Origin of the sequence: Marinobacter sp. LQ44 (assembly GCF_001447155.2) — a bacterium.
In the GTDB taxonomy this organism is placed as follows: Bacteria; Pseudomonadota; Gammaproteobacteria; order Pseudomonadales; family Oleiphilaceae; genus Marinobacter.
In genome coordinates, this window is record NZ_CP014754.1 from 636,391 (window position 1) to 653,924 (window position 17,534).

At 56.9% G+C, this 17,534-nt stretch carries 19 protein-coding genes; 12 read left to right on the forward strand and 7 right to left on the reverse strand.

Translation table 11 applies throughout. The features are described 5' to 3' along the window. Positions 1-95 precede the first annotated feature (95 nt). Genes ggt through ftsH form a run of 3 tightly spaced genes read left to right on the forward strand, consistent with a single transcriptional unit; the run spans position 96 to position 3,975 of the window. Positions 96-1,784, forward strand: coding sequence for a gamma-glutamyltransferase (gene ggt, locus ASQ50_RS02985; RefSeq protein ID WP_264754040.1), 1,689 nt, complete (start codon positions 96-98; stop codon positions 1,782-1,784). 44 nt (positions 1,785-1,828) lie between these two features. Next, complete coding sequence (locus ASQ50_RS02990) at positions 1,829-2,077, forward strand: YkoF family thiamine/hydroxymethylpyrimidine-binding protein (protein WP_058090531.1); 249 nt, start codon at positions 1,829-1,831, stop codon at positions 2,075-2,077. Continuing rightward, positions 2,074-3,975, forward strand: coding sequence for an ATP-dependent zinc metalloprotease FtsH (gene ftsH / locus ASQ50_RS02995; protein WP_058090530.1), 1,902 nt, complete (start codon positions 2,074-2,076; stop codon positions 3,973-3,975). The genes ASQ50_RS02990 and ftsH overlap by 4 nt, the downstream gene beginning before the upstream one ends. 14 nt (positions 3,976-3,989) lie before the next feature. Here ftsH and ASQ50_RS03000 read toward each other — a convergent pair whose 3' ends face one another. Genes ASQ50_RS03000 through yghU form a run of 3 tightly spaced genes read right to left on the reverse strand, consistent with a single transcriptional unit; the run spans position 3,990 to position 8,118 of the window. Then, positions 3,990-4,847, reverse strand: a complete 858-nt coding sequence (locus tag ASQ50_RS03000) for a universal stress protein (protein ID WP_058090529.1) — start codon at positions 4,845-4,847, stop codon at positions 3,990-3,992. Next, positions 4,837-7,236 carry a Lon protease family protein gene (locus tag ASQ50_RS03005; protein WP_058090528.1) on the reverse strand — a complete coding sequence of 800 codons (2,400 nt, stop codon included), beginning with the start codon at positions 7,234-7,236 and terminating at the stop codon, positions 4,837-4,839. The genes ASQ50_RS03000 and ASQ50_RS03005 overlap by 11 nt, the downstream gene beginning before the upstream one ends. A 9-nt stretch (positions 7,237-7,245) precedes the next feature. Next, the gene (gene yghU, locus ASQ50_RS03010) at positions 7,246-8,118 is read right to left on the reverse strand and encodes a glutathione-dependent disulfide-bond oxidoreductase (RefSeq protein WP_058090527.1); all 873 of its coding nucleotides are present in this window, start codon (positions 8,116-8,118) and stop codon (positions 7,246-7,248) included. A 161-nt stretch (positions 8,119-8,279) separates the two neighbouring features. Here yghU and ASQ50_RS03015 point away from each other — a divergent pair, with 161 nt between their 5' ends. The 3 genes from ASQ50_RS03015 to ASQ50_RS03025 are packed head-to-tail and all read left to right on the forward strand — an operon-like array spanning position 8,280 to position 12,617. Further along, positions 8,280-9,005 carry an ABC transporter ATP-binding protein gene (locus tag ASQ50_RS03015; RefSeq protein WP_058090526.1) on the forward strand — a complete coding sequence of 242 codons (726 nt, stop codon included), beginning with the start codon at positions 8,280-8,282 and terminating at the stop codon, positions 9,003-9,005. After that, positions 8,968-11,388: an ABC transporter permease gene (locus tag ASQ50_RS03020; RefSeq protein ID WP_227513252.1), complete on the forward strand. Its 2,421-nt coding sequence runs from the start codon at positions 8,968-8,970 to the stop codon at positions 11,386-11,388. The genes ASQ50_RS03015 and ASQ50_RS03020 overlap by 38 nt, the downstream gene beginning before the upstream one ends. A gap of 23 nt (positions 11,389-11,411) precedes the next feature. Beyond that, positions 11,412-12,617, forward strand: coding sequence for an efflux RND transporter periplasmic adaptor subunit (locus tag ASQ50_RS03025; RefSeq protein WP_058090524.1), 1,206 nt, complete (start codon positions 11,412-11,414; stop codon positions 12,615-12,617). A 125-nt stretch (positions 12,618-12,742) separates the two neighbouring features. On the opposite strand, the gene ASQ50_RS03030 is transcribed toward ASQ50_RS03025, so the two are convergent. Together ASQ50_RS03030 and ASQ50_RS03035 are read right to left on the reverse strand one after the other, a co-directional pair. After that, a complete protein-coding gene (locus tag ASQ50_RS03030) occupies positions 12,743-12,955 on the reverse strand; it encodes a hypothetical protein (protein ID WP_156509971.1) in 213 nt (70 codons plus the stop codon). A 129-nt stretch (positions 12,956-13,084) separates the two neighbouring features. Further along, positions 13,085-14,044 (reverse strand): calcium/sodium antiporter, encoded by a 960-nt coding sequence (locus tag ASQ50_RS03035; RefSeq protein ID WP_058090522.1) that lies wholly within the window; start codon positions 14,042-14,044, stop codon positions 13,085-13,087. A 471-nt stretch (positions 14,045-14,515) separates the two neighbouring features. Here ASQ50_RS03035 and ASQ50_RS20360 point away from each other — a divergent pair, with 471 nt between their 5' ends. Next, positions 14,516-14,671: a type II toxin-antitoxin system CcdA family antitoxin gene (locus ASQ50_RS20360; RefSeq protein WP_264754041.1), complete on the forward strand. Its 156-nt coding sequence runs from the start codon at positions 14,516-14,518 to the stop codon at positions 14,669-14,671. Further along, positions 14,671-14,988 carry a CcdB family protein gene (locus tag ASQ50_RS03040; protein ID WP_058090521.1) on the forward strand — a complete coding sequence of 106 codons (318 nt, stop codon included), beginning with the start codon at positions 14,671-14,673 and terminating at the stop codon, positions 14,986-14,988. Before ASQ50_RS20360 ends, ASQ50_RS03040 begins: the two co-directional genes overlap by 1 nt. Before the next feature lie 66 nt (positions 14,989-15,054). Here the strand turns inward: ASQ50_RS03040 and ASQ50_RS03045 are convergent, their stop codons facing one another. After that, entirely contained in the window at positions 15,055-15,357 is a 303-nt protein-coding gene (locus ASQ50_RS03045) for a type II toxin-antitoxin system RelE/ParE family toxin (RefSeq protein WP_058090520.1), read from the reverse strand. Next, positions 15,345-15,602, reverse strand: a complete 258-nt coding sequence (locus ASQ50_RS03050; protein WP_058090519.1) for a type II toxin-antitoxin system Phd/YefM family antitoxin — start codon at positions 15,600-15,602, stop codon at positions 15,345-15,347. Before ASQ50_RS03050 ends, ASQ50_RS03045 begins: the two co-directional genes overlap by 13 nt. A gap of 185 nt (positions 15,603-15,787) precedes the next feature. Here ASQ50_RS03050 and ASQ50_RS03055 point away from each other — a divergent pair, with 185 nt between their 5' ends. The 4 genes from ASQ50_RS03055 (at position 15,788) to ASQ50_RS03070 (ending at position 16,983) form a co-directional block, all read left to right on the forward strand. After that, positions 15,788-16,099, forward strand: coding sequence for a BrnT family toxin (locus ASQ50_RS03055; RefSeq protein ID WP_058090518.1), 312 nt, complete (start codon positions 15,788-15,790; stop codon positions 16,097-16,099). After that, positions 16,092-16,346: a BrnA antitoxin family protein gene (locus tag ASQ50_RS03060; protein ID WP_227513253.1), complete on the forward strand. Its 255-nt coding sequence runs from the start codon at positions 16,092-16,094 to the stop codon at positions 16,344-16,346. The genes ASQ50_RS03055 and ASQ50_RS03060 overlap by 8 nt, the downstream gene beginning before the upstream one ends. A 134-nt stretch (positions 16,347-16,480) precedes the next feature. Next, on the forward strand, positions 16,481-16,732 hold the full coding sequence (locus tag ASQ50_RS03065; protein WP_058092924.1) for a type II toxin-antitoxin system Phd/YefM family antitoxin: 252 nt from the start codon (positions 16,481-16,483) through the stop codon (positions 16,730-16,732). Next, positions 16,729-16,983 carry a Txe/YoeB family addiction module toxin gene (locus ASQ50_RS03070; RefSeq protein ID WP_008938367.1) on the forward strand — a complete coding sequence of 85 codons (255 nt, stop codon included), beginning with the start codon at positions 16,729-16,731 and terminating at the stop codon, positions 16,981-16,983. Before ASQ50_RS03065 ends, ASQ50_RS03070 begins: the two co-directional genes overlap by 4 nt. Positions 16,984-17,534: the final 551 nt, after the last annotated feature.

Genomic DNA, 17,534 nt, shown 5'->3' on the forward strand with positions numbered 1-17,534 from the left:
AGCCAGAAACGAGGAATCCAATGACAGACAGAGTGATCCACAGCCCCCGGCCAAGAATTCCACTGAGGCGCCTGTGGGGCCTGACAACCGCACTGATGGCGTTACTGGCACTGAATGCCGCCTACGCCAGCAATCAGGCCATCCTTGAAGGCGAGCGATTCCACCCGGTTCAGGCCACCCAGGGCATGGTAGCCACCAGTCACACCCTGGCCAGCGAGGTGGCCCTGCAGGTTCTCAAAGACGGTGGCAACGCCATTGATGCAGCGGTCGTCGCAGGTTTTGCACTGGCGGTCACCCAGCCTCGTTCCGGCAATATCGGTGGCGGCGGCTTTCTGCTGTATGCACCCGGTGACGGCAGCGCGCCAGAAGCCATCGACTACCGGGAAACCGCCCCGGCCGGCGCCAGCGAAACCATGTTCCAGGATGACAATGGCAACGTCGTCAGTCAGCGCAGCCGGTTCAGTCACCAGGCCGCCGGCGTGCCTGGCACCGTCGCTGGCCTGGCCCTCGCGCTGGAACGGCACGGCACTCTGTCGTTAAGGGAAGCCCTGGCCCCGGCCATCCGGCTCGCTCAGGAGGGCTTCGTGGTTCCCCATCGTTTCACCGAAGGCCTGGAACAAGCCAGAGAGCGCCTGCAACGCTGGCCCGCTACCAAGGCGGCCTTTTATAAGGAGGACGGTTCGGCACCGCAACCGGGGGAAGTCTTCAAGCAACCTGACCTCGCCGACACCCTCAAGCGCATTGCAGAGCATGGCCCAGAGGATTTTTACCAGGGGAAGACCGCCGAGTTGATTGTTGATGAGATGCAACGCCACGACGGCCTGATCACCCTGGATGATCTCAAGGCCTATCGGCCCGCCGTCCGGCAACCGGTTCATGGCCAATACCGTGGATACGACATCTATTCCATGTCGCCACCCTCCTCCGGCGGCACCCATATCATCCAGATCCTCAACATCCTTGAGGGCTTCCCCATTACCGAAATGGGCCACAATTCCGCCGCGACCATTCATCACATGGCCGAGGCCATGAAACTGGCCTATGCCGACCGGGCTGAATACCTGGGCGATACCGATTTCGTGGAGGTTCCGCTGCGCGGGCTGACCAGCAGGGCCTATGCAGCAGAGTTGCGAAAAGGCATCAACCCGGACAAAGCACGGCCCGCCAGCGACATCAAGCCCGGCCATCCGGCTGCCTATGAAAGCCCCGAGACTACTCATTTTTCCGTGGTGGACCGCTGGGGCAATGCGGTATCCAACACCTACACCATCAACTTCAGCTATGGTTCCGGCATTACCGTGGCGGGCGCTGGCTTCCTGCTAAATAACGAAATGGATGATTTCAGCACCAAGCCGGGTGAACCCAATGCTTACGGCCTGATCGGCGGCGAGGCCAATAAGATCCAACCGGGCAAACGCATGCTCAGTTCCATGTCCCCGACCGTGGTGCGCAAAGACAACCGCAACTTTCTGGTAACCGGAAGCCCTGGCGGCTCCCGCATTATCACCACCACCCTGCAGGTTCTGATGAATGTGATAGACCACAACATGAACATCCAGACCGCCGTTGCCGCGCCCCGCATCCACCATCAGTGGCTGCCCGACGAAATCCGCATGGAACAGGGCATCAGCCCGGACACCGTGCGCCTGCTGGAGGCCAAAGGCCATGAGGTCACCACCAGCACCGCCATGGGCGCTAGCCAGAGTATTATGATTGGAGAAGACGGCACCCTCTACGGCGGTGCCGATCCACGCCGGAGCACGTCATCGGCGATGGGCTTTTAACCGGGCGGGAATTGACCCGCCTCAGACTGTTTGGGAGGCAAATCATGTACCTTTCTGTACAGCTGAGCTGTTATCCGCTTAAAGACGATTACAAGCAACCGATCTGGGATCTGATTGATCGCCTCAAACAAACCGGCCTGGAAGTCTATCCCGGGCGTATGAGCACCGAAATTTTCGGCGACTATGATGAAGTAATGAACGTGCTGTCCGATACCATGAAGTGGTCTTTCGAAACCTACGGAAAATCGGTGTTCGTGGCCAAGATCATGGAGGGCGACCGGAGGCCGAGATGACCAACCCGAACGAACCAGGCAAACCCGATAACAACGACAAGCCTCAGCCAGCCATACCGAACCAGTATTCATTCCTGTGGCTGAGCGCTGCCTTTTTCCTGATGTTTTTGTGGCTACAGGACACCGGTCGCCCGCAGCAGCAGGAACTGGCCTATTCCGAGTTTAAAGAAGCGGTGCTGAACGGGCAGGTGCAGGAAGTCACCCTGCGCAACGAAGAAATCCGTGGCCGGTTTACCGAGGCCGGTGCCGCCCGGTTCAGTTCCGATACCGGGCGCAGCACAGAGAATTTCCTGACGTTACGGCCACCGGTTGACGATCCGGATCTGCTGTCATTGCTGGAGCGGCAAGAGGTTGTCATTCGCGGTGCGCCGTCGGGCCGGCCCTGGTGGCAGGACCTGATTCTTGGCTTCCTGCCCTGGATACTGTTGCTGGCGCTGATGTTCTGGTTCTGGGGAGCGGCACAAAAACGCATGACCCAAGGTGGCGGAGCGTTTGATTACGCCAAATCCCGGGCCCGCCGGGCTCGCCGGGAAACCTCAACCACCACCCTGGATGACGTGGCAGGCATAGAATCCGCCAAGCGCGACATTGCGGAGATCATCGACTTCCTGAAGTCGCCCGATAAGTACCGGCGCCTCGGGGCGGTGATGCCCAAAGGCGTGCTGCTGGTGGGGCCGCCAGGCACCGGTAAAACCCTGTTGGCCAGGGCAATTGCCGGTGAGGCGGAAGTGCCCTTCTTCAGCATCAGCGCCTCCGAGTTTATTGAAATGTTCGTGGGCGTAGGCGCCGCAAGAGTTCGGGACATGTTCCAGAATGCCCGCAAGGAAGCACCCGCACTGATTTTTATCGACGAGCTGGATGCCATTGGCCGCTCCCGGGGCGCAGGCCTGGGTGGCGGGCACGATGAACGGGAACAGACCCTGAACCAGATCCTGACCGAGATGGATGGTTTCGAAGCCCACGAGAATGTTCTGGTGCTGGCAGCCACCAACCGCCCGGATGTTCTGGACAGCGCCCTGCTCCGCCCCGGGCGTTTTGACCGCAAGATTACCCTGGATCGCCCACACAAAGAGGCTCGGGAAGCCATCCTCAGGGTGCATGTACGCAAGGTGCCATTGGCGGCCGATGTCGACCTTGCGCAGTTATCGGCCCGCACCACGGGTTTCTCCGGCGCAGACCTGAAGAACCTGGTCAACGAAGCCGCCCTGACCGCCGCCCGGGAAAATCTGGACGAGGTTAACGCCCACTGCTTTGAGCAGGCCCGGGACCGACTGATTCTGGGCGAGGAGCGGGATGCCCAGCTAACGCCGGAAGAACGGGAAGTGGTGGCCTACCACGAGTGCGGGCACGCCATCATGGCCTATTACATGCCCAAGGCCGACCCACTCACCAAGATCACCATTATCCCCCATGGCATGGCCATGGGCGTAACCGAACAAACTCCCCGAGAAGACAAATACAACTACACCGAAAGCTATCTGCGGGACCGCATCAAAGTCATGCTCGGCGGCCGCTCCGCCGAGAAAATCATCTACGGTGAGGTCAGCACCGGCGCCCAGAACGATCTTAAAGAAGCCACAAAATTACTGCGCCGAATGATCGGCCAGTGGGGCATGAGTGAGAAAGTGGGCCCGCTGGGACTGGGTATTGGTGAGGAGCACGTGTTCCTGGGACGGGAGATGGGTGCCCCCCGGGAGTACAGTGAAAAGCTGGCCGACCTGATTGATTCAGAAATCCAGTCGCAACTCATGGACCTGGAATCCTACACCGTCAACTTCCTCAAGGAACACCGCAAGGAGTTGGACGCCTTGGCCAAGGCGGTGATGAAACACGAAACCCTCTCCACCGAGGAAATCACCGAGGTTTTAAACAAAGCCGGTAACCGGAAAATCGCCTGATTACCAGCCTGGCTTCAGGGCGTTACGATGATCGGCAGGTTCATCTCGATCAACAGGGAATCGGCGCCCTGCTCACGGAACAGTCTGCACTGCCGGCTAAGCACCAGTTGCGAGGCGCCTTCCTCCCTGATCACCCGTGCAACAGCTCCGGCACTGGCCATGGGCAAGAAACTGACCCGGGCGGTAATACCCTGGCTTTCCATATAGGCCAGCAAATCCTCGGCGATACGCTCATCACGGCCGGTTTCGGTTCGCACCAGAATCGTTAACGGCTGCCGGTTACGCCTTGCCAGCTCAGCGCCAACCCTGACAGCCCGATGGTTCGCCCCTTGATCGTGATTCAGCAACACCACAATGCGATTTCGGGACCGCATGGGCGGATCGGCCCACAACAACACATCCCCGAGCGCCTGGCTCACCAGAACCCTGGCCGTGGACCCAAGGCGAGAGCCCGGACTGCCAGACCAGCCCACGCGGCCTAACACCAGCAAATCCCCTGGCCGCGCCAGATTCAATACTTCATCTGCCACACGGCCGCGACACAAGGTGAGCGCCTGGGCAAGCCCCCGTTGCGCCATGGCACGCTCCAGCGATCTTCTCGCCTGCTCCGCCAGCGAGCGCATCCGGGCCTCAATAGCCGCAAGGTCCATTGGCCGGGTGACTCCGGAACTTCTGCCCACTTCCCTTGTGAACCCGTAGCCCGCGCTGCGCAACAGGTTCACTTCTTCCACGAACACCCCCAGCACTTCGGCCTTTCGCGCATGGGCAATGTCCGCCGCGGCTTCCAGAGCCGCCAAACTTAACCTTGAACCATCCAACAGAATCAGCACCCGGCCCACTGGCTCCACCGGTAGCTGTTGCTCAGCGGTCACCGTTCTTGCCTCCGCTGTCGTTATCCTGGGCGTCTTCCTTCTTTTGCCCTACCTTTGCATACTCCGCCAAACGATCGGCCACGCGACGGTTGAAGCTCCCTTCCGGATAACCGCCCTCATCATCAGGCGAGCCTGGCGCCATGCCGGTCATCAGCTCAATGGCCTGATCAATGTGGGTCATCGGGTAAATGGCAAACACGCCCTCCCTAACCGCCTTGCGCACCTCTTCATTCAACATCAGGTGCTCAACGTTACTGGCGGGCAGCAAAACGCCGTGGCCATTTACCCCACCGTTTTTCTTGCAGACATTGAAGAAACCCTCGATTTTCTCATTCACCCCTCCCACTGCCTGAACCTCACCGTGCTGGTTCATGGAGCCGGTCACCGCCAACGACTGTTTCAACGGCACACGGGTAATAGCCGATAACAACACGCAGGTTTCCGCTACCGAGGCGGAGTCGCCTTCCACGCCCCCGTAGGATTGCTCGAAGGCCAGGCTCGCAGACAGGGATAAATCACCCATGGGCGCATAGCGGCCTGCCAGAAAGCGGGACAAGATCATCACCGCCTTACTGTGAATGGGCCCGCCAAGTTTCGCCTCACGCTCAATATCCACCACCTGGCCTTTGCCGGGCCGGGCGGTGGCCGTGATGCGGGTAGGCTGACCAAAACGGGTGGCACCTATCTGCAACACAGACAAGCCGTTCACCTGCCCCGCCTGCTCACCGTCTGTGGCAATCATCACCACACCCCGGTAGATCTGCTCCAGGCTACGTTCCCGAATGCGGCTGGCGCGGAACTCGCGCTCATCAATCGCCTGCTGAATATGCCCGATGCCGATGTGCTTGCTGTCGGCACGTGCAGCCCAGTGATTTGCCTCGCTGAGCAGGTCTTTCAATACCCGGTCATGGGCGGTCAGTTTTTTCTGATCACCAGCCAGGCGACTGGCATGCTCAATCAAACGCCCCACGGCAGGCTTGTCCAACGGCCGGGCCTTTACAGATTTGGCCATGGTGGCAAGCATTCTGGCGTAGAGCTGATAGCTCTCTCCGTCCCGGTCCAGATCATCCTCAAAATCTGCCTCAACCTTGAACAGGTCCAGGAAGTCCGGGTCGTAGTGTGCCAACAGGTAATACAAGGTCCGGTCGCCCACCAGCACCACTTTCACTTTCAGCGGGATCGGTTCAGGCTGCTGACTGACGGTAGTGGCAAGGCCGTACAGGCGCTCCAGGGATTCAATACGAATTTCATTGGAAAACAGAATACGCTTCAGGCTTTCCCAGGCCATGGGCTGGGTCAGAATGCGGCGGGCATCCAGGATCAGAAAACCGCCATTGGCCCGATGCAGCGAACCGGCCCGGATCAATGTGAAATCCGTGTACAGGTTACCCTGGTGAGCACGATGCTCAATCTGACCAGTCAGGTGCTGGTGATTGGGCAGGTCCTCATACACCACCGGGGCGCCCTGCGTTTCCGAATTATCCACCAACAGGTTCACCCGGTAACGATTGAGCAACCCGGCGGGGGCGCCGTTTTCACTATCCTGGAAGGCTTCCGCGTGTTCTACCACGTCTTCCCGAACCGCATCCAGGTAGGCAACCACCTCCGGCAGGTGCGACCACTTCTCGCGCAATTCGCCAATGGGGCCGCCCAGGGTCAGCTGAACCATCTCTTCGTTCAGAGCGTGGATACGCTCTCGCACTTCCTTGCGCAGCCGCGGCACTTGCTGGATAGCCTGCTGCAGTTTCTTCTGCAGGTCTTCAACCTTGGCCTCCACCAGCGCCTTCTCATCATCAGAGAAGGTCTTGTATTCCTCCGGCTCAATCACTTCGCCGTTACGCATGGGCGCAAAGGTAAAGCCGGCCGGAGTTGTGATCATGGCAATGTTGTTGGCGTTGGCTTCTTCCTGAATGGCGAACAGGCCTTTCTGCTGGCGACGGGTCACCTCTTCCTGAAGCTCCTGAATGCGAGCCTGATACTCCTCACTTTCAAAGGTAGCCGGAATAGCCGTTTTAAGTTCTGCCGCCAGGTCACTCATATCACGCTTGAACTGCCGGCCTTCACCCGGCGGCAACTCAATGGCGTTCGGCTTGTCGGATTGCTGGAAGTTGAAAACATGGCACCAATCAGAAGGCACCGGCTGTCCTGAGGCATGTTTATCGAGGAACTGCCTAACCAGTTCATGCTTGCCGGCCCCGGACGGGCCGAGCACAAACAGGTTAAAACCATTGGCCTCCATGCTGGCGCCAAACTCCATCGCGCGCAGCAGGCGCTCCTGCCCAAAAGGAAGTTCCAGTTCCTCCAGCGTTGCCGTTGTCTCAAAGTTCAACTTGTCCAACGGACAACGGTGGTAAATCTGGTCTTCGGTTAACGCCGCAGGAATCGCCATTGTTTCCCCTTATTTTTCGCTGTCCAGCTTGTCCTGGGTACGCAAATCAAAGTCACTGGCATCATGCCGCTCGTGCAGCTGGGAAGACAGCTCACCCCAGGCCCGGTTTACCATGCGGCCACGTTGCACCGCGGGGCGCTTGGCCAGCTCATCTGTCCAACGCAAAATGTTCGTGTAGGTGTGGGCCTCCAGGAACTCCGCCGCCTCGTACACCGTGTTCTTCACCAGCGAGCCATACCAGGGCCAGATTGCCATGTCGGCAATGGTGTATTCATCACCGGCGATGTACTGGTTGTCCGCCAACTGGCGATCCAGCACATCCAGTTGCCGCTTCACCTCCATGGTGTAACGGTTGATCGGGTACTCGTATTTTTCCGGGGCATAGGCATAAAAATGCCCGAAACCACCACCCAAAATCGGTGCGCTGGCCATCTGCCAGAACAGCCAGTTCATCGTCTCTGTGCGCCGGGTCCGGTCTGTTGGTAAAAAGGCACCGAACTTTTCCGCCAGATAGAAAAGAATAGATCCGGATTCAAACACCCGCACGGCCGGGTTCTCGCTGCGGTCCAGCAACGCCGGAATCTTGGAATTCGGGTTTACCTCAACAAACCCGCTGCTGAACTGATCTCCTTCCATGATGTTGATCAGCCAGGCATCGTACTCTGCCTCTTTGATACCCTTCTCCAGCAACTCCTCAAACATCACCGTCGCTTTCACGCCATTGGGCGTGGCCAGGGAATACAGCTGGAATGGATGCTCCCCCACCGGCAACGCTTTGTCGTGGGTAGGCCCGGCAACGGGACGATTAATGTTGGCAAACCTGCCACCGTTACTGCTGTCCCATTTCCAGACCTTTGGAGGCGTATAGGTTGAATCACTCATGTTTGGTCTCCGATTGACGGTGAGTAAGCTATTGACCGACTTTACCTGATTGCCCCTGCCGTTAGCACCTGTGTTCGCATTGAGAATGCGCCGGATCAAATCCGGGAGTTCCCAACAGGCTATACTGGTCGTGATCTGTTGTTTACGAAGGGAGTCGTATTATGGCTGCATCCGCGCTATCAGGCGCTCCGGTATTCCACACCCGCGGCCTAACCAAAACCTACCAGCAGGGTGAAGTACAGGTGCACGCCCTGCGCGGAGTGGATCTCGACCTTTACGCCGGTGAACTGGTGGTCATGCTGGGTGCCTCCGGCTCTGGCAAATCGACACTGCTGAATATTCTCGGCGGCCTGGATATACCGACCAGCGGTGAAGTCCGGTACCTGGAAACGGACCTTGCCCGGGCCACCGACAAGGAACTCACCCGCTACCGCCGGGATTACGTGGGCTTTGTTTTCCAGTTCTACAACCTCATCCCAAGCCTGACCGCCCGGGAGAACGTCGTCGCTGTTACCGAAATCGCCCGCAACCCCATGGCGCCGGACCAGGCACTGGAACTGGTCGGGCTTGCCAACCGGGCCGATCATTTCCCGGCCCAGTTGTCTGGCGGCGAACAGCAACGGGTTGCCATTGCCCGGGCCATAGCCAAACAGCCTAACGTGTTGCTGTGTGATGAGCCCACAGGCGCCCTCGATTCCGCTACAGGTGTTCTGGTACTCGAGGCTCTGGAGAAAGCCAATCGGGAAACTGGCACCACCACGGTGATCATCACCCACAACGCCTCTATTGCCCTGATGGCAGACCGGGTGATCACCCTCTCAGACGGCCTGATCAGCGGTGAACAGCGCAATGCTCACCGGCAAGACCCAAAAACTCTCAACTGGTAGCGCCATGGCCCTCTTTGGTACCAGCATCCTCCGAACCAAGCTGCGCCGCGAAATCTGGCAGATGCGCGGCCAGATGCTGGCCATTGCCCTGGTGATTGCCGGCGGCATCGCGGTTTGCTTGTTATCACTGGTGAATTACGCGTCGCTCACCGCCACGCGGGACCAGTATTACCAGGAACACCAGTTTGCCGACGTCTTCGTAAACCTCAAACGAGCCCCCATACAGGTACTGGCGCAGGTTTCCGACATCCCAGGTATCACACGCCTAAGTGCGCGGGTGGAGGGCGTTGCCAAACTCGACGTGGCCGGTTATGAAGACCCGATATCCGCGCGGCTGGTTTCAGTGCCTGCCACCGGTCAACCCGCCGTCAATCAACTCTACCTGCGCCAGGGGCGGCTGCCGGATGCCAGCCGCACCGACGAAGTTGCGATTATCGGAAGCTTCGCCGATGCCCACGACCTTCAGCTGGATGATCGGATATTCGGCATAATTAACGGCCGCCAACAACGGCTCACCGTGGTTGGTATCGCGGAATCACCGGAGTTCATCTATGTCATTCCACCCGGCGGGATGTTGCCGGACTACGAGCGATACGGCGTGGTCTGGATGGCCGAGGAGGCACTGGCCTCGGCCATGGACATGCGGGGGGCCTTCAACAGCCTGGTGCTGCAAACAGCTCCTGATTACCCGGTTGAGGATGTGATTGACCGCCTGGACAGGTTACTTGACCGCTACGGCAGTGCCGGCGCCTTCGGCCGTGAAGACCAGTTCTCTCATCGTTTTCTGAGTGATGAGCTTGAGCAGCTCAAAGCCATGGCCACCATCTTCCCTGCCATTTTCCTGGGCGTTGCTATGTTTCTTCTGAACGTGGTGGTCAGCCGGTTGATCAGCACTCAGCGAGAAATCATCGCGGTGCTCAAGGCCTTTGGCTACAGCAATCGGCAAATTGGCTGGCATTACAGCCAGTTGGTACTCGTTATTGCCCTGATTGGACTGGCCATTGGCACATTAGCCGGGCTTTGGCTCGGGCGGGCGCTGGGTGAACTCTATATGGACTTTTACCGCTTTCCCGAACTGCTGTTCCGAATCAACCCACTATGGGTGTTGCTGCTCGCCGCCACCAGTTTGGGCGTCGCGTGGCTTGGCGGGTGGCGCTCCATCCGCGCCGCAGCCACGCTGCCTCCGGCCCAGGCCATGCAGCCGGAAGGCCCGGCCCGCTTTCAAATCAGTACACTGGAACGCCTGCTGGGCTGGGACCGGTTTACCCAGCCTTCTCGCATGATCGTACGGCACCTGTCACGGCGGCCAGGCCGAACCCTGCTCTCCATCACCGGGATTGCCATGGCCACCGCGATTGTGGTGGTGGGCAATTTTCAGTTCAGTTCGGTCTCGCTGATGGTACATACCCAGTTCGCCAAGGTTCAGAAACAGGACCTCACCGTCAGCCTGACAGACCCGGTAAGCCAGTCAGCTATGTACGGCTTAGCCCGGCTTCCCGGCATCTGGTACACCGAAGGCCGGCGGGTAACGGCGGTAGAGCTGATTCACGGCCACCGGCGCTGGCGAACCGCGCTGACAGGTATCCCTGAAGACGCCAAACTGCAATTTGTGGTCGACCACCAGCTTCAGGACGTCAGCATCCCCCAGGCCGGCATACTGCTGACCGATTTCCTGGCAGACTCATTAGGCCTGCGCCCCGGCGACACGTTGACCGTGCGTGTACTGGAAGGCCAGCGCCCTACCCTGAACCTGCCCGTTTCCGGCGTCACCAGCGAATTTCTGGGCGTGGGTGCCTATATGAACCTGGACGCCATGAACCGGGCGTTGAGAGAAGGCCCCGTCATCAACCAGATACTGATGAACCTGGACCCAGACCTCACCGAAACGGTTTACCGGGACCTGCGCGACACACCCAAAGTGATGGCCCTGAATCTACGCCAGGCCATGCTCGACAGCTTCTTTGAAACCCTGGCCAAAACCTTCCTGACCTACACCTTCATTATCAGCTTGCTAGGCGGCACCATCGCGTTTGGCGTGATCTACAACACCGCCCGAATCTCACTGGCAGAGCGAGCGCGAGATCTGGCCAGCCTGCGTGTGCTGGGATACAGCCATAACGAAGTGTCCCACATACTATTGGGGGAGCTTGCGGTATTGTTGATATTGGGCATACCACTGGGCTGGGCCGTGGGTACCGGGCTTGGCCAGCTCGTGGTAACAGCCATGCAAACCGAATTATACCGGGTGCCACTGATCATCACCGGTAAAACCCTGGCACTGGCAGCAAACGTAGTGATCGCCTCTGCCCTGATCTCCGGCTTCATCACCTGGCGCAGGCTACGTAAACTGGACCTGGTGGCCGTACTGAAAACCCGTGAATAAACTCAACTTGCAGGGAACAACCCATGGCCGAGCGTAAACAGATCACCGGCAAACGGCTTTTCTGGTCACTGATCGCGGTAGTGATTGTGGTCATTGTCGCCTTTATCCTGCGGCCGGAACCGGTATGGGTAGATCTGTCGACTGCACAACGGGGGCCGCTTGAAGTCACCGTTCTGGAAGAAGGTAAAACCCGGGTAAAAGATCGCTATCTGGTGTCTTCGCCTGTCACTGGCTTTGTCCATCGGCTCGAACTGGACGTGGGCGATACCGTTATCCCTGGGGAGCTTCTCACCCTGATAGACCCCATGCCCGCCAGCATTCTGGATGCCCGCAGCCGCGCCGAGGCAGAAGCCCGCGTAGCCGCCGCCCGCTCTGCGCTTCAATCCATCCGGCAGAAAGCCGCAGCGGCGGAAGCCGATGCAGACTTCAGCCAACAGGAATACCAGCGGTTATTGGCGCTGAAACCTTCCAGCTTCGTTTCGGAGGAACAACTACAACAAGCCAGAACCACCGCCGCCCGTGCCCAGGCTATATTACGCTCTGCCAGGTTTGATGAAGAAGTGGCCACCCACGAACTGGCGGCCGCCCAAACCCGGCTGCAGGTGTCCAGCGCCGCTAACGGAGGCAAACCGGCCGAACGCGTTGCCGTGCGCTCGCCCATTCACGGTGCTGTACTCGGGCTGGTCAGAAAAAGCGAAGGCATTGTCCAGGCCGGGGAGCCATTACTGGAATTGGGAGACCCAGGCACCCTGGAAGTGGTGGTAGACGTACTGAGTTTCGATGCGGTGAAACTGGAGCCCGGGCTGGCCACCCGCCTTACGGGCTGGGGCGGCCCCACACTTGATGCCGTTATCCGGCGAGTAGAGCCGGTCGGCTTCCAGGATGTCTCGGCGCTTGGCGTTGAGGAACAACGGGTAAAAGTCATCGCGGATATGCTCAGCCCCCACGAGCACTGGCAACTTCTGGGCGATGGCTACCGCGTGGATGCCGAGTTTATCCTTTGGCAAGCGGAGGACACCCTGCAAGTCCCCGCCTCCGCCCTGTTCCGCCATAACAATGGGTACGCGGTATTCAAGGTGACCGGAGACCGCGCCAACGTCCAGCCAGTGGAGACCGGCCCCGGTAACGGACTGAACACCGCTATCCTGTCGGGACTCAATGAAGGCGACCGCGTTGTAAGGCACCCGGGGCGTGGACTGAATGATGGAGATCGAGTCCGGGTTCGTTGAGCCGCTACATTGCTCCTTCTGTGCATAGCGCGCGGCGGAAAGCCGTCACCGCGCTGCCATTCGTTGGCATCTATGTTTTTCTCGCGACCAAGAATATCGATTCATGACTGGTCTGCCACTCTCGCTCAATAGTAAAACCTGATTTCAGTAGCTTGGAAGTCAGCTGACTCTCGGATAGCGGTAGCGCCACTGCCACATCCAAACTCGAGTACCTTCCAGTCCGATTTCAGGAACGCTTGAGTAATGGCCAACTTTTGCTGATATGTAGCTTCATCTTTGACAGGGCTTTTTATGTATTTCTCTACACAGTTATCCCAAAATTTCTTTGAATCTTTCATGACGCCTGTATCCCATTGGCACTTCGGAGCCATAAAAGAAATGGGTCCTGGGAACATGCCAGGCCGCATTAAAAACGATGCCCCCGTGCCTGCGACGGTTATGCATTTGGCTCTGACCAGACTGCATATTCATTGCCATTTGGTGAAACTCAGACCTACATATACACCGTAACCCAACAGGAGCAACCCTCCTTCGAGCCTGCTAAGCCGATTGCCCGTGTACAAAAAGAACAACAGAATTAACGATGTTCCCAACATGACCCATTGATCAAACTGCAGGATTCGCTCATGGACTGGAAGCGGTTGTAGCAACGCCGAAATGCCGAGTATTCCCAGAAGATTGAAGATATTACTGCCAAGAATATTGCCAATAGCAACATCCGCATGTCGGCGGAATGCCGCGATTACCGATATCGAAAGCTCGGGCAAAGACGTGCCAACCGCCACAAGGGTCAAACCTATCACAGCTTCTGAGACACCAAACGACTCGGCTATTCCCACGGCTCCGTTCAACATTACTTGTGATCCGGCGACCAAAAGGGCCAAACCCAATACCACCGCCATTACTATCCATAGAGTTGTTTTAGGCAGAGACGTGACTTCTTCCCCTTCAGCTATGTGTAGCCCTGCAGACGGCGCTTCTCCAGAGCGCTCGGTCCAATAGGCCCAGATCAGATAAGCGGCCAGTGCCAATAGGAATATGGCAGCGTCAGTCCTCACCAGAGCATCCCCACCGACAAGCACAAGAAACAAAATACTGGCAGCTACAACCGTGACACCATCCCGCCGCAAGACCAGCGGCTTGACAGCAAGAGGTGTGATCAATGCGCACAAGCCTAGAATCAGAAGGATGTTACCGATGTTGCTGCCCACAACATTACCGACTGCGATGTCGGGCCGTTCACTGAGAGCTGCCTCAATTGAGACCACCAGCTCTGGCGCAGATGTACCGAAACCGACGATTAGCAAGCCGCTGAGAAGCGGTGAAATACCTAGCCGATTTGCTGCTGCCAGAGACCCTCTGATAAGCGCCTCGCCACCACCCGTTAAAAGCAAAACTCCGATACCGACGAACAGCAGGTCCAACATAATTTTTAGCTTCCTGTTGAGAACTTGGTAGAAAATGGGTGCGTCCGGTGGAGGGCCAAAGGCCCGGAATGGTATTCGCCCCAGCCCATATACTCTTAATACTTTGTCATTGCGTCAAAATGGGAGTGTGCTTCGCAGGTTCAGACAAGCTTTGAGCCAGGTTCGAGCAGAGCCCGAGCATCATTTCCTTGCTCACCGGCAAGACACAAGGTTTCTAACCCGTCCTCGTCCATCCGCAGTTCATACTTCCCTTTGGACATTTAACGCTTGGCTTTGCAGCGTGCCGGAGGCCAGCGCAGGCACGTCCGACAACAGCCATTGGTTAAATACTTGCATGCGCATAAGATCAAGGCTTGTATTCTAAATCTTCTGGGAGGCCCTCATGGCCGAACTCTATAACTTAGCCGCCCCCAAAAGGCAGCGAACCTCTCAATCAATAGCGATCTTCTGCGTAAGACCCGGGAACTGAACATTAACTTGTCTGCCACTCTGGAACGAGCTCTGAAAGAAGAGCTTTCGAAACGCGAAGCCGCTCAATGGGTTGAAAAGAATCGTGCTGCGAGAAAAAGCTACAACGATTTCGTCGAACAACATGGATGCTTCGGCGACGAATTCAGGGAGTTTTGATGGCACAGTTCGATGTGTACCCCAACCCGAGCAAAATCAGCAAGGCTCACTATCCTTACCTTGTGGACGTTCAAAGAAGCCTTCTGAGCGATTTGACAACTCGCACTGTTATCCCTTTGGGCAAACGTTCTGCCTTCAATGGTGAAGCCATGCAAGGGCTCACTCCCGAAATAAGCTTTGCCGATCAAGAGCTGTTGCTGTTAACTCCGCAAATTTCCTCCGTGCCTGAAAAATATCGGAAGAGCCCTATTGGCTCTCTCTCACATTTCAGAGACCAGATTGTTGGAGCTTTGGACCTGGCTACCACCGGCATTTAACGCGAAGCGCACCGGTGACCTTGACGTAGCGAAGCGGAGACAAGGGCATGCGAGTGACGCGCCTGGTTAGCTGTTCCCAAGCATGTATGCACGAAGCTGCCGCTCCTCTCGCATGACATAGAGGACAAGAACCCGCTTCTCATCCTCACGATAAAAAATGCGACACGGTGGAGCAACCACTTCCCTGTATACCGAATTAGGGAGCTCTGGAGGAATCCGCCCGGATTGGGGAAAATCTTCCAAGCGGTCGATTTTTTCAAAAACTTCCTGGACCAAATGACTTGCGGCGGCAGGATTATCCAGGGCAATGTACTCAGCGATAGCATCCAGTTCCTGAAGGGCCGGCTCCGTCCAGACTACTTCAGCCATTTACTCATTTTCTCCCTGGCCTCACTTTGGCTGTACGTTCTTCCTTCAAGTACAGCACGCTCTCCTCGTGAGAGCCCCTCAAGCAGCTCAAGTCGGCGCTGCATAAACTCGTAATCCTGCACATCGACAAGGTATGCGGATGGCTGGCCATGCTCCGTGATCAGTACCGGCTCTTTAGTCAAGTGCAGATCTGCCAGAATCTTTGTGGCTTGGCGCTTGAGGTTCGTAACAAGCTCAACTTTCATGGGCTCACCCTGATCCAAATTGATAGTGACACTATAGTGTCACTTTGCAGGTGAGGCAATCACCGCTAGCGCCTGCAGCATGCGCGCCCTTGAAATGGAGCCGGAGGCGCAATGTAAAGGGCGTCGCCGTGCCTGCATTGGTTAGCACTTGTTGACGCCCGTGTATATGCTGATAATATACTTTTATGATCAACTGGGCACAAGTTACTGGCTTTGACTGGGACGAAGGCAACTCCCGCAAGAACGCGGAGAAACATGGCGCAAACCAGTCCGAAGCGGAAGAAATTTTCTTTAACGAACCACTTCTGGTGCTGGTTGACTCCAAGCACAGCCAGACTGAGGCCCGTTTTCATGCCCTTGGTTCAACGGATGATGAGAGACTGCTCCACATTACGTTCACACTAAGGCAGAACGGTACGCTGATTCGGGTGATTTCCGCTCGCGACATGCACCGCAAAGAGAGGGCTGTTTATGAGCAAGCTAAAAAAGATGCCTGAATTTAAAACTGAAGCAGAAGAGCGAGAGTTCTGGGAAACCCACGATTCCACAGATTACCTAGATTGGAGTCAGGCCAAGCCGGCATCGTTCCCGAAGCTGAAACCCTCAACCAAGACGATCTCACTCCGGTTGCCGGAAACCTTGCTTGATCGGATCAAAATCGAAGCCAACAAGCGGGACATGCCCTATCAATCACTGATCAAGGCTTGGCTTGCGGACGATGTGAACGACAGCCGTCGGACCTGAGGTGCTAACGCGAAGCTTTGCGGCAATTTTGGAGCCGCGAAGCGGCGGAAAATCGGTCGCTGTGCAGCCGATTGTTAAATCCTTTGGCGTACAGTATCCTGACCATGGTCAACATCCTGTACAGGAGCAACCTTATGGATGCCATTAGCTACACAGCCGCTAGAACCAATCTAGCAAAAACCATGGAGCAGGTCTGTGAAGACCATTCCCCTGTGATCATCACCCGGAGCAAGTCGCAGTCCGTGGTAATGATCTCCCTAGAGGACTACGAGGCGCTGCAAGAGACTGCATACCTTCTGCGCTCACCAAAAAACGCACGGCGTTTGCTGGAATCCGTTGCCGAGCTGGAGCAAGGCGGTGGTCAAGAAAAGGAACTTCTTGAATGAAACTCATCTTCTCCGAGAACGCCTGGGAAGACTATCTGTACTGGCAGAAAACCGACAAAAAGATTCTTAACCGAATCAACAAACTGATCAAAGAGACCAAACGAGAACCGTTCGAAGGTGTTGGCAAACCAGAGCCCCTCAAACACAGCCTCGCCGGGTACTGGTCCCGCCGGATCAACGAAGAACACCGAATAGTTTACAAAGTCACGGATGACGCTTTGCTTATCGCCCAGCTCCGGTATCACTACTGACTTAACGCCAGCCATCAACGCCCTGACAAGGGCGTCCCGTGGAGGGCCATCGGCCCGGAAAAGACTTAATGGCTTTGTTAATTTGCGGCTCCAAGCCGACTACGAACATGTGTTTATTTCCTGCGGCGTGTACGCCACAAACCCCACCCGCCAACAATGAGAAGAAAAAGGTTCGCCAGCAGTGAAGCTCCCCAAAACTGAATGTTAGCGGATTGCTGCTCCAACATTTCTGGCGTTGCATCCTGATAAGGAAGGGAGGCTCCTGACAATTCCAGGAAGCTGAAAAGAGCCCCTAAAAGCCCAATCACAACGAAAATGAAGCTCCCTACTCGCATGCTATTCCTGCAATTTAACGCCAGTGGTAATGGGCGGCAACGGAGCGCAGCGTAGTTGGCGTCCCGTTGACCACCTTGTTAAAAGGCCGGAATCGACGACTCAGAGTTATTCGAGATCCCCGAAGTAATATAGCGCCGCTGGCACTCCTCCCATCCCGGAGCCAAGAGCAAGCCCGAGAGCCAATCCCTCAAGTGGATCCCAAACAGTGAATCCAA

Excerpts from the sequence above, each read along its gene's own strand:
- ggt (WP_264754040.1), top strand. The coding sequence starts at position 96 with ATGGCGTTACTGGCACTGAATGCCGCCTACGCCAGCAATCAGGCCATC.
- ASQ50_RS02990 (WP_058090531.1), top strand. The coding sequence starts at position 1,829 with ATGTACCTTTCTGTACAGCTGAGCTGTTATCCGCTTAAAGACGATTAC.
- ftsH (WP_058090530.1), top strand. The coding sequence starts at position 2,074 with ATGACCAACCCGAACGAACCAGGCAAACCCGATAACAACGACAAGCCT.
- ASQ50_RS03005 (WP_058090528.1), bottom strand. The coding sequence starts at position 7,236 with ATGGCGATTCCTGCGGCGTTAACCGAAGACCAGATTTACCACCGTTGT.
- yghU (WP_058090527.1), bottom strand. The coding sequence starts at position 8,118 with ATGAGTGATTCAACCTATACGCCTCCAAAGGTCTGGAAATGGGACAGC.
- ASQ50_RS03015 (WP_058090526.1), top strand. The coding sequence starts at position 8,280 with ATGGCTGCATCCGCGCTATCAGGCGCTCCGGTATTCCACACCCGCGGC.
- ASQ50_RS03020 (WP_227513252.1), top strand. The coding sequence starts at position 8,968 with ATGCTCACCGGCAAGACCCAAAAACTCTCAACTGGTAGCGCCATGGCC.
- ASQ50_RS03025 (WP_058090524.1), top strand. The coding sequence starts at position 11,412 with ATGGCCGAGCGTAAACAGATCACCGGCAAACGGCTTTTCTGGTCACTG.
- ASQ50_RS03030 (WP_156509971.1), bottom strand. The coding sequence starts at position 12,955 with ATGAAAGATTCAAAGAAATTTTGGGATAACTGTGTAGAGAAATACATA.
- ASQ50_RS03035 (WP_058090522.1), bottom strand. The coding sequence starts at position 14,044 with ATGTTGGACCTGCTGTTCGTCGGTATCGGAGTTTTGCTTTTAACGGGT.
- ASQ50_RS03040 (WP_058090521.1), top strand. The coding sequence starts at position 14,671 with ATGGCACAGTTCGATGTGTACCCCAACCCGAGCAAAATCAGCAAGGCT.
- ASQ50_RS03045 (WP_058090520.1), bottom strand. The coding sequence starts at position 15,357 with ATGGCTGAAGTAGTCTGGACGGAGCCGGCCCTTCAGGAACTGGATGCT.
- ASQ50_RS03050 (WP_058090519.1), bottom strand. The coding sequence starts at position 15,602 with ATGAAAGTTGAGCTTGTTACGAACCTCAAGCGCCAAGCCACAAAGATT.
- ASQ50_RS03055 (WP_058090518.1), top strand. The coding sequence starts at position 15,788 with ATGATCAACTGGGCACAAGTTACTGGCTTTGACTGGGACGAAGGCAAC.
- ASQ50_RS03060 (WP_227513253.1), top strand. The coding sequence starts at position 16,092 with ATGCCTGAATTTAAAACTGAAGCAGAAGAGCGAGAGTTCTGGGAAACC.
- ASQ50_RS03065 (WP_058092924.1), top strand. The coding sequence starts at position 16,481 with ATGGATGCCATTAGCTACACAGCCGCTAGAACCAATCTAGCAAAAACC.
- ASQ50_RS03070 (WP_008938367.1), top strand. The coding sequence starts at position 16,729 with ATGAAACTCATCTTCTCCGAGAACGCCTGGGAAGACTATCTGTACTGG.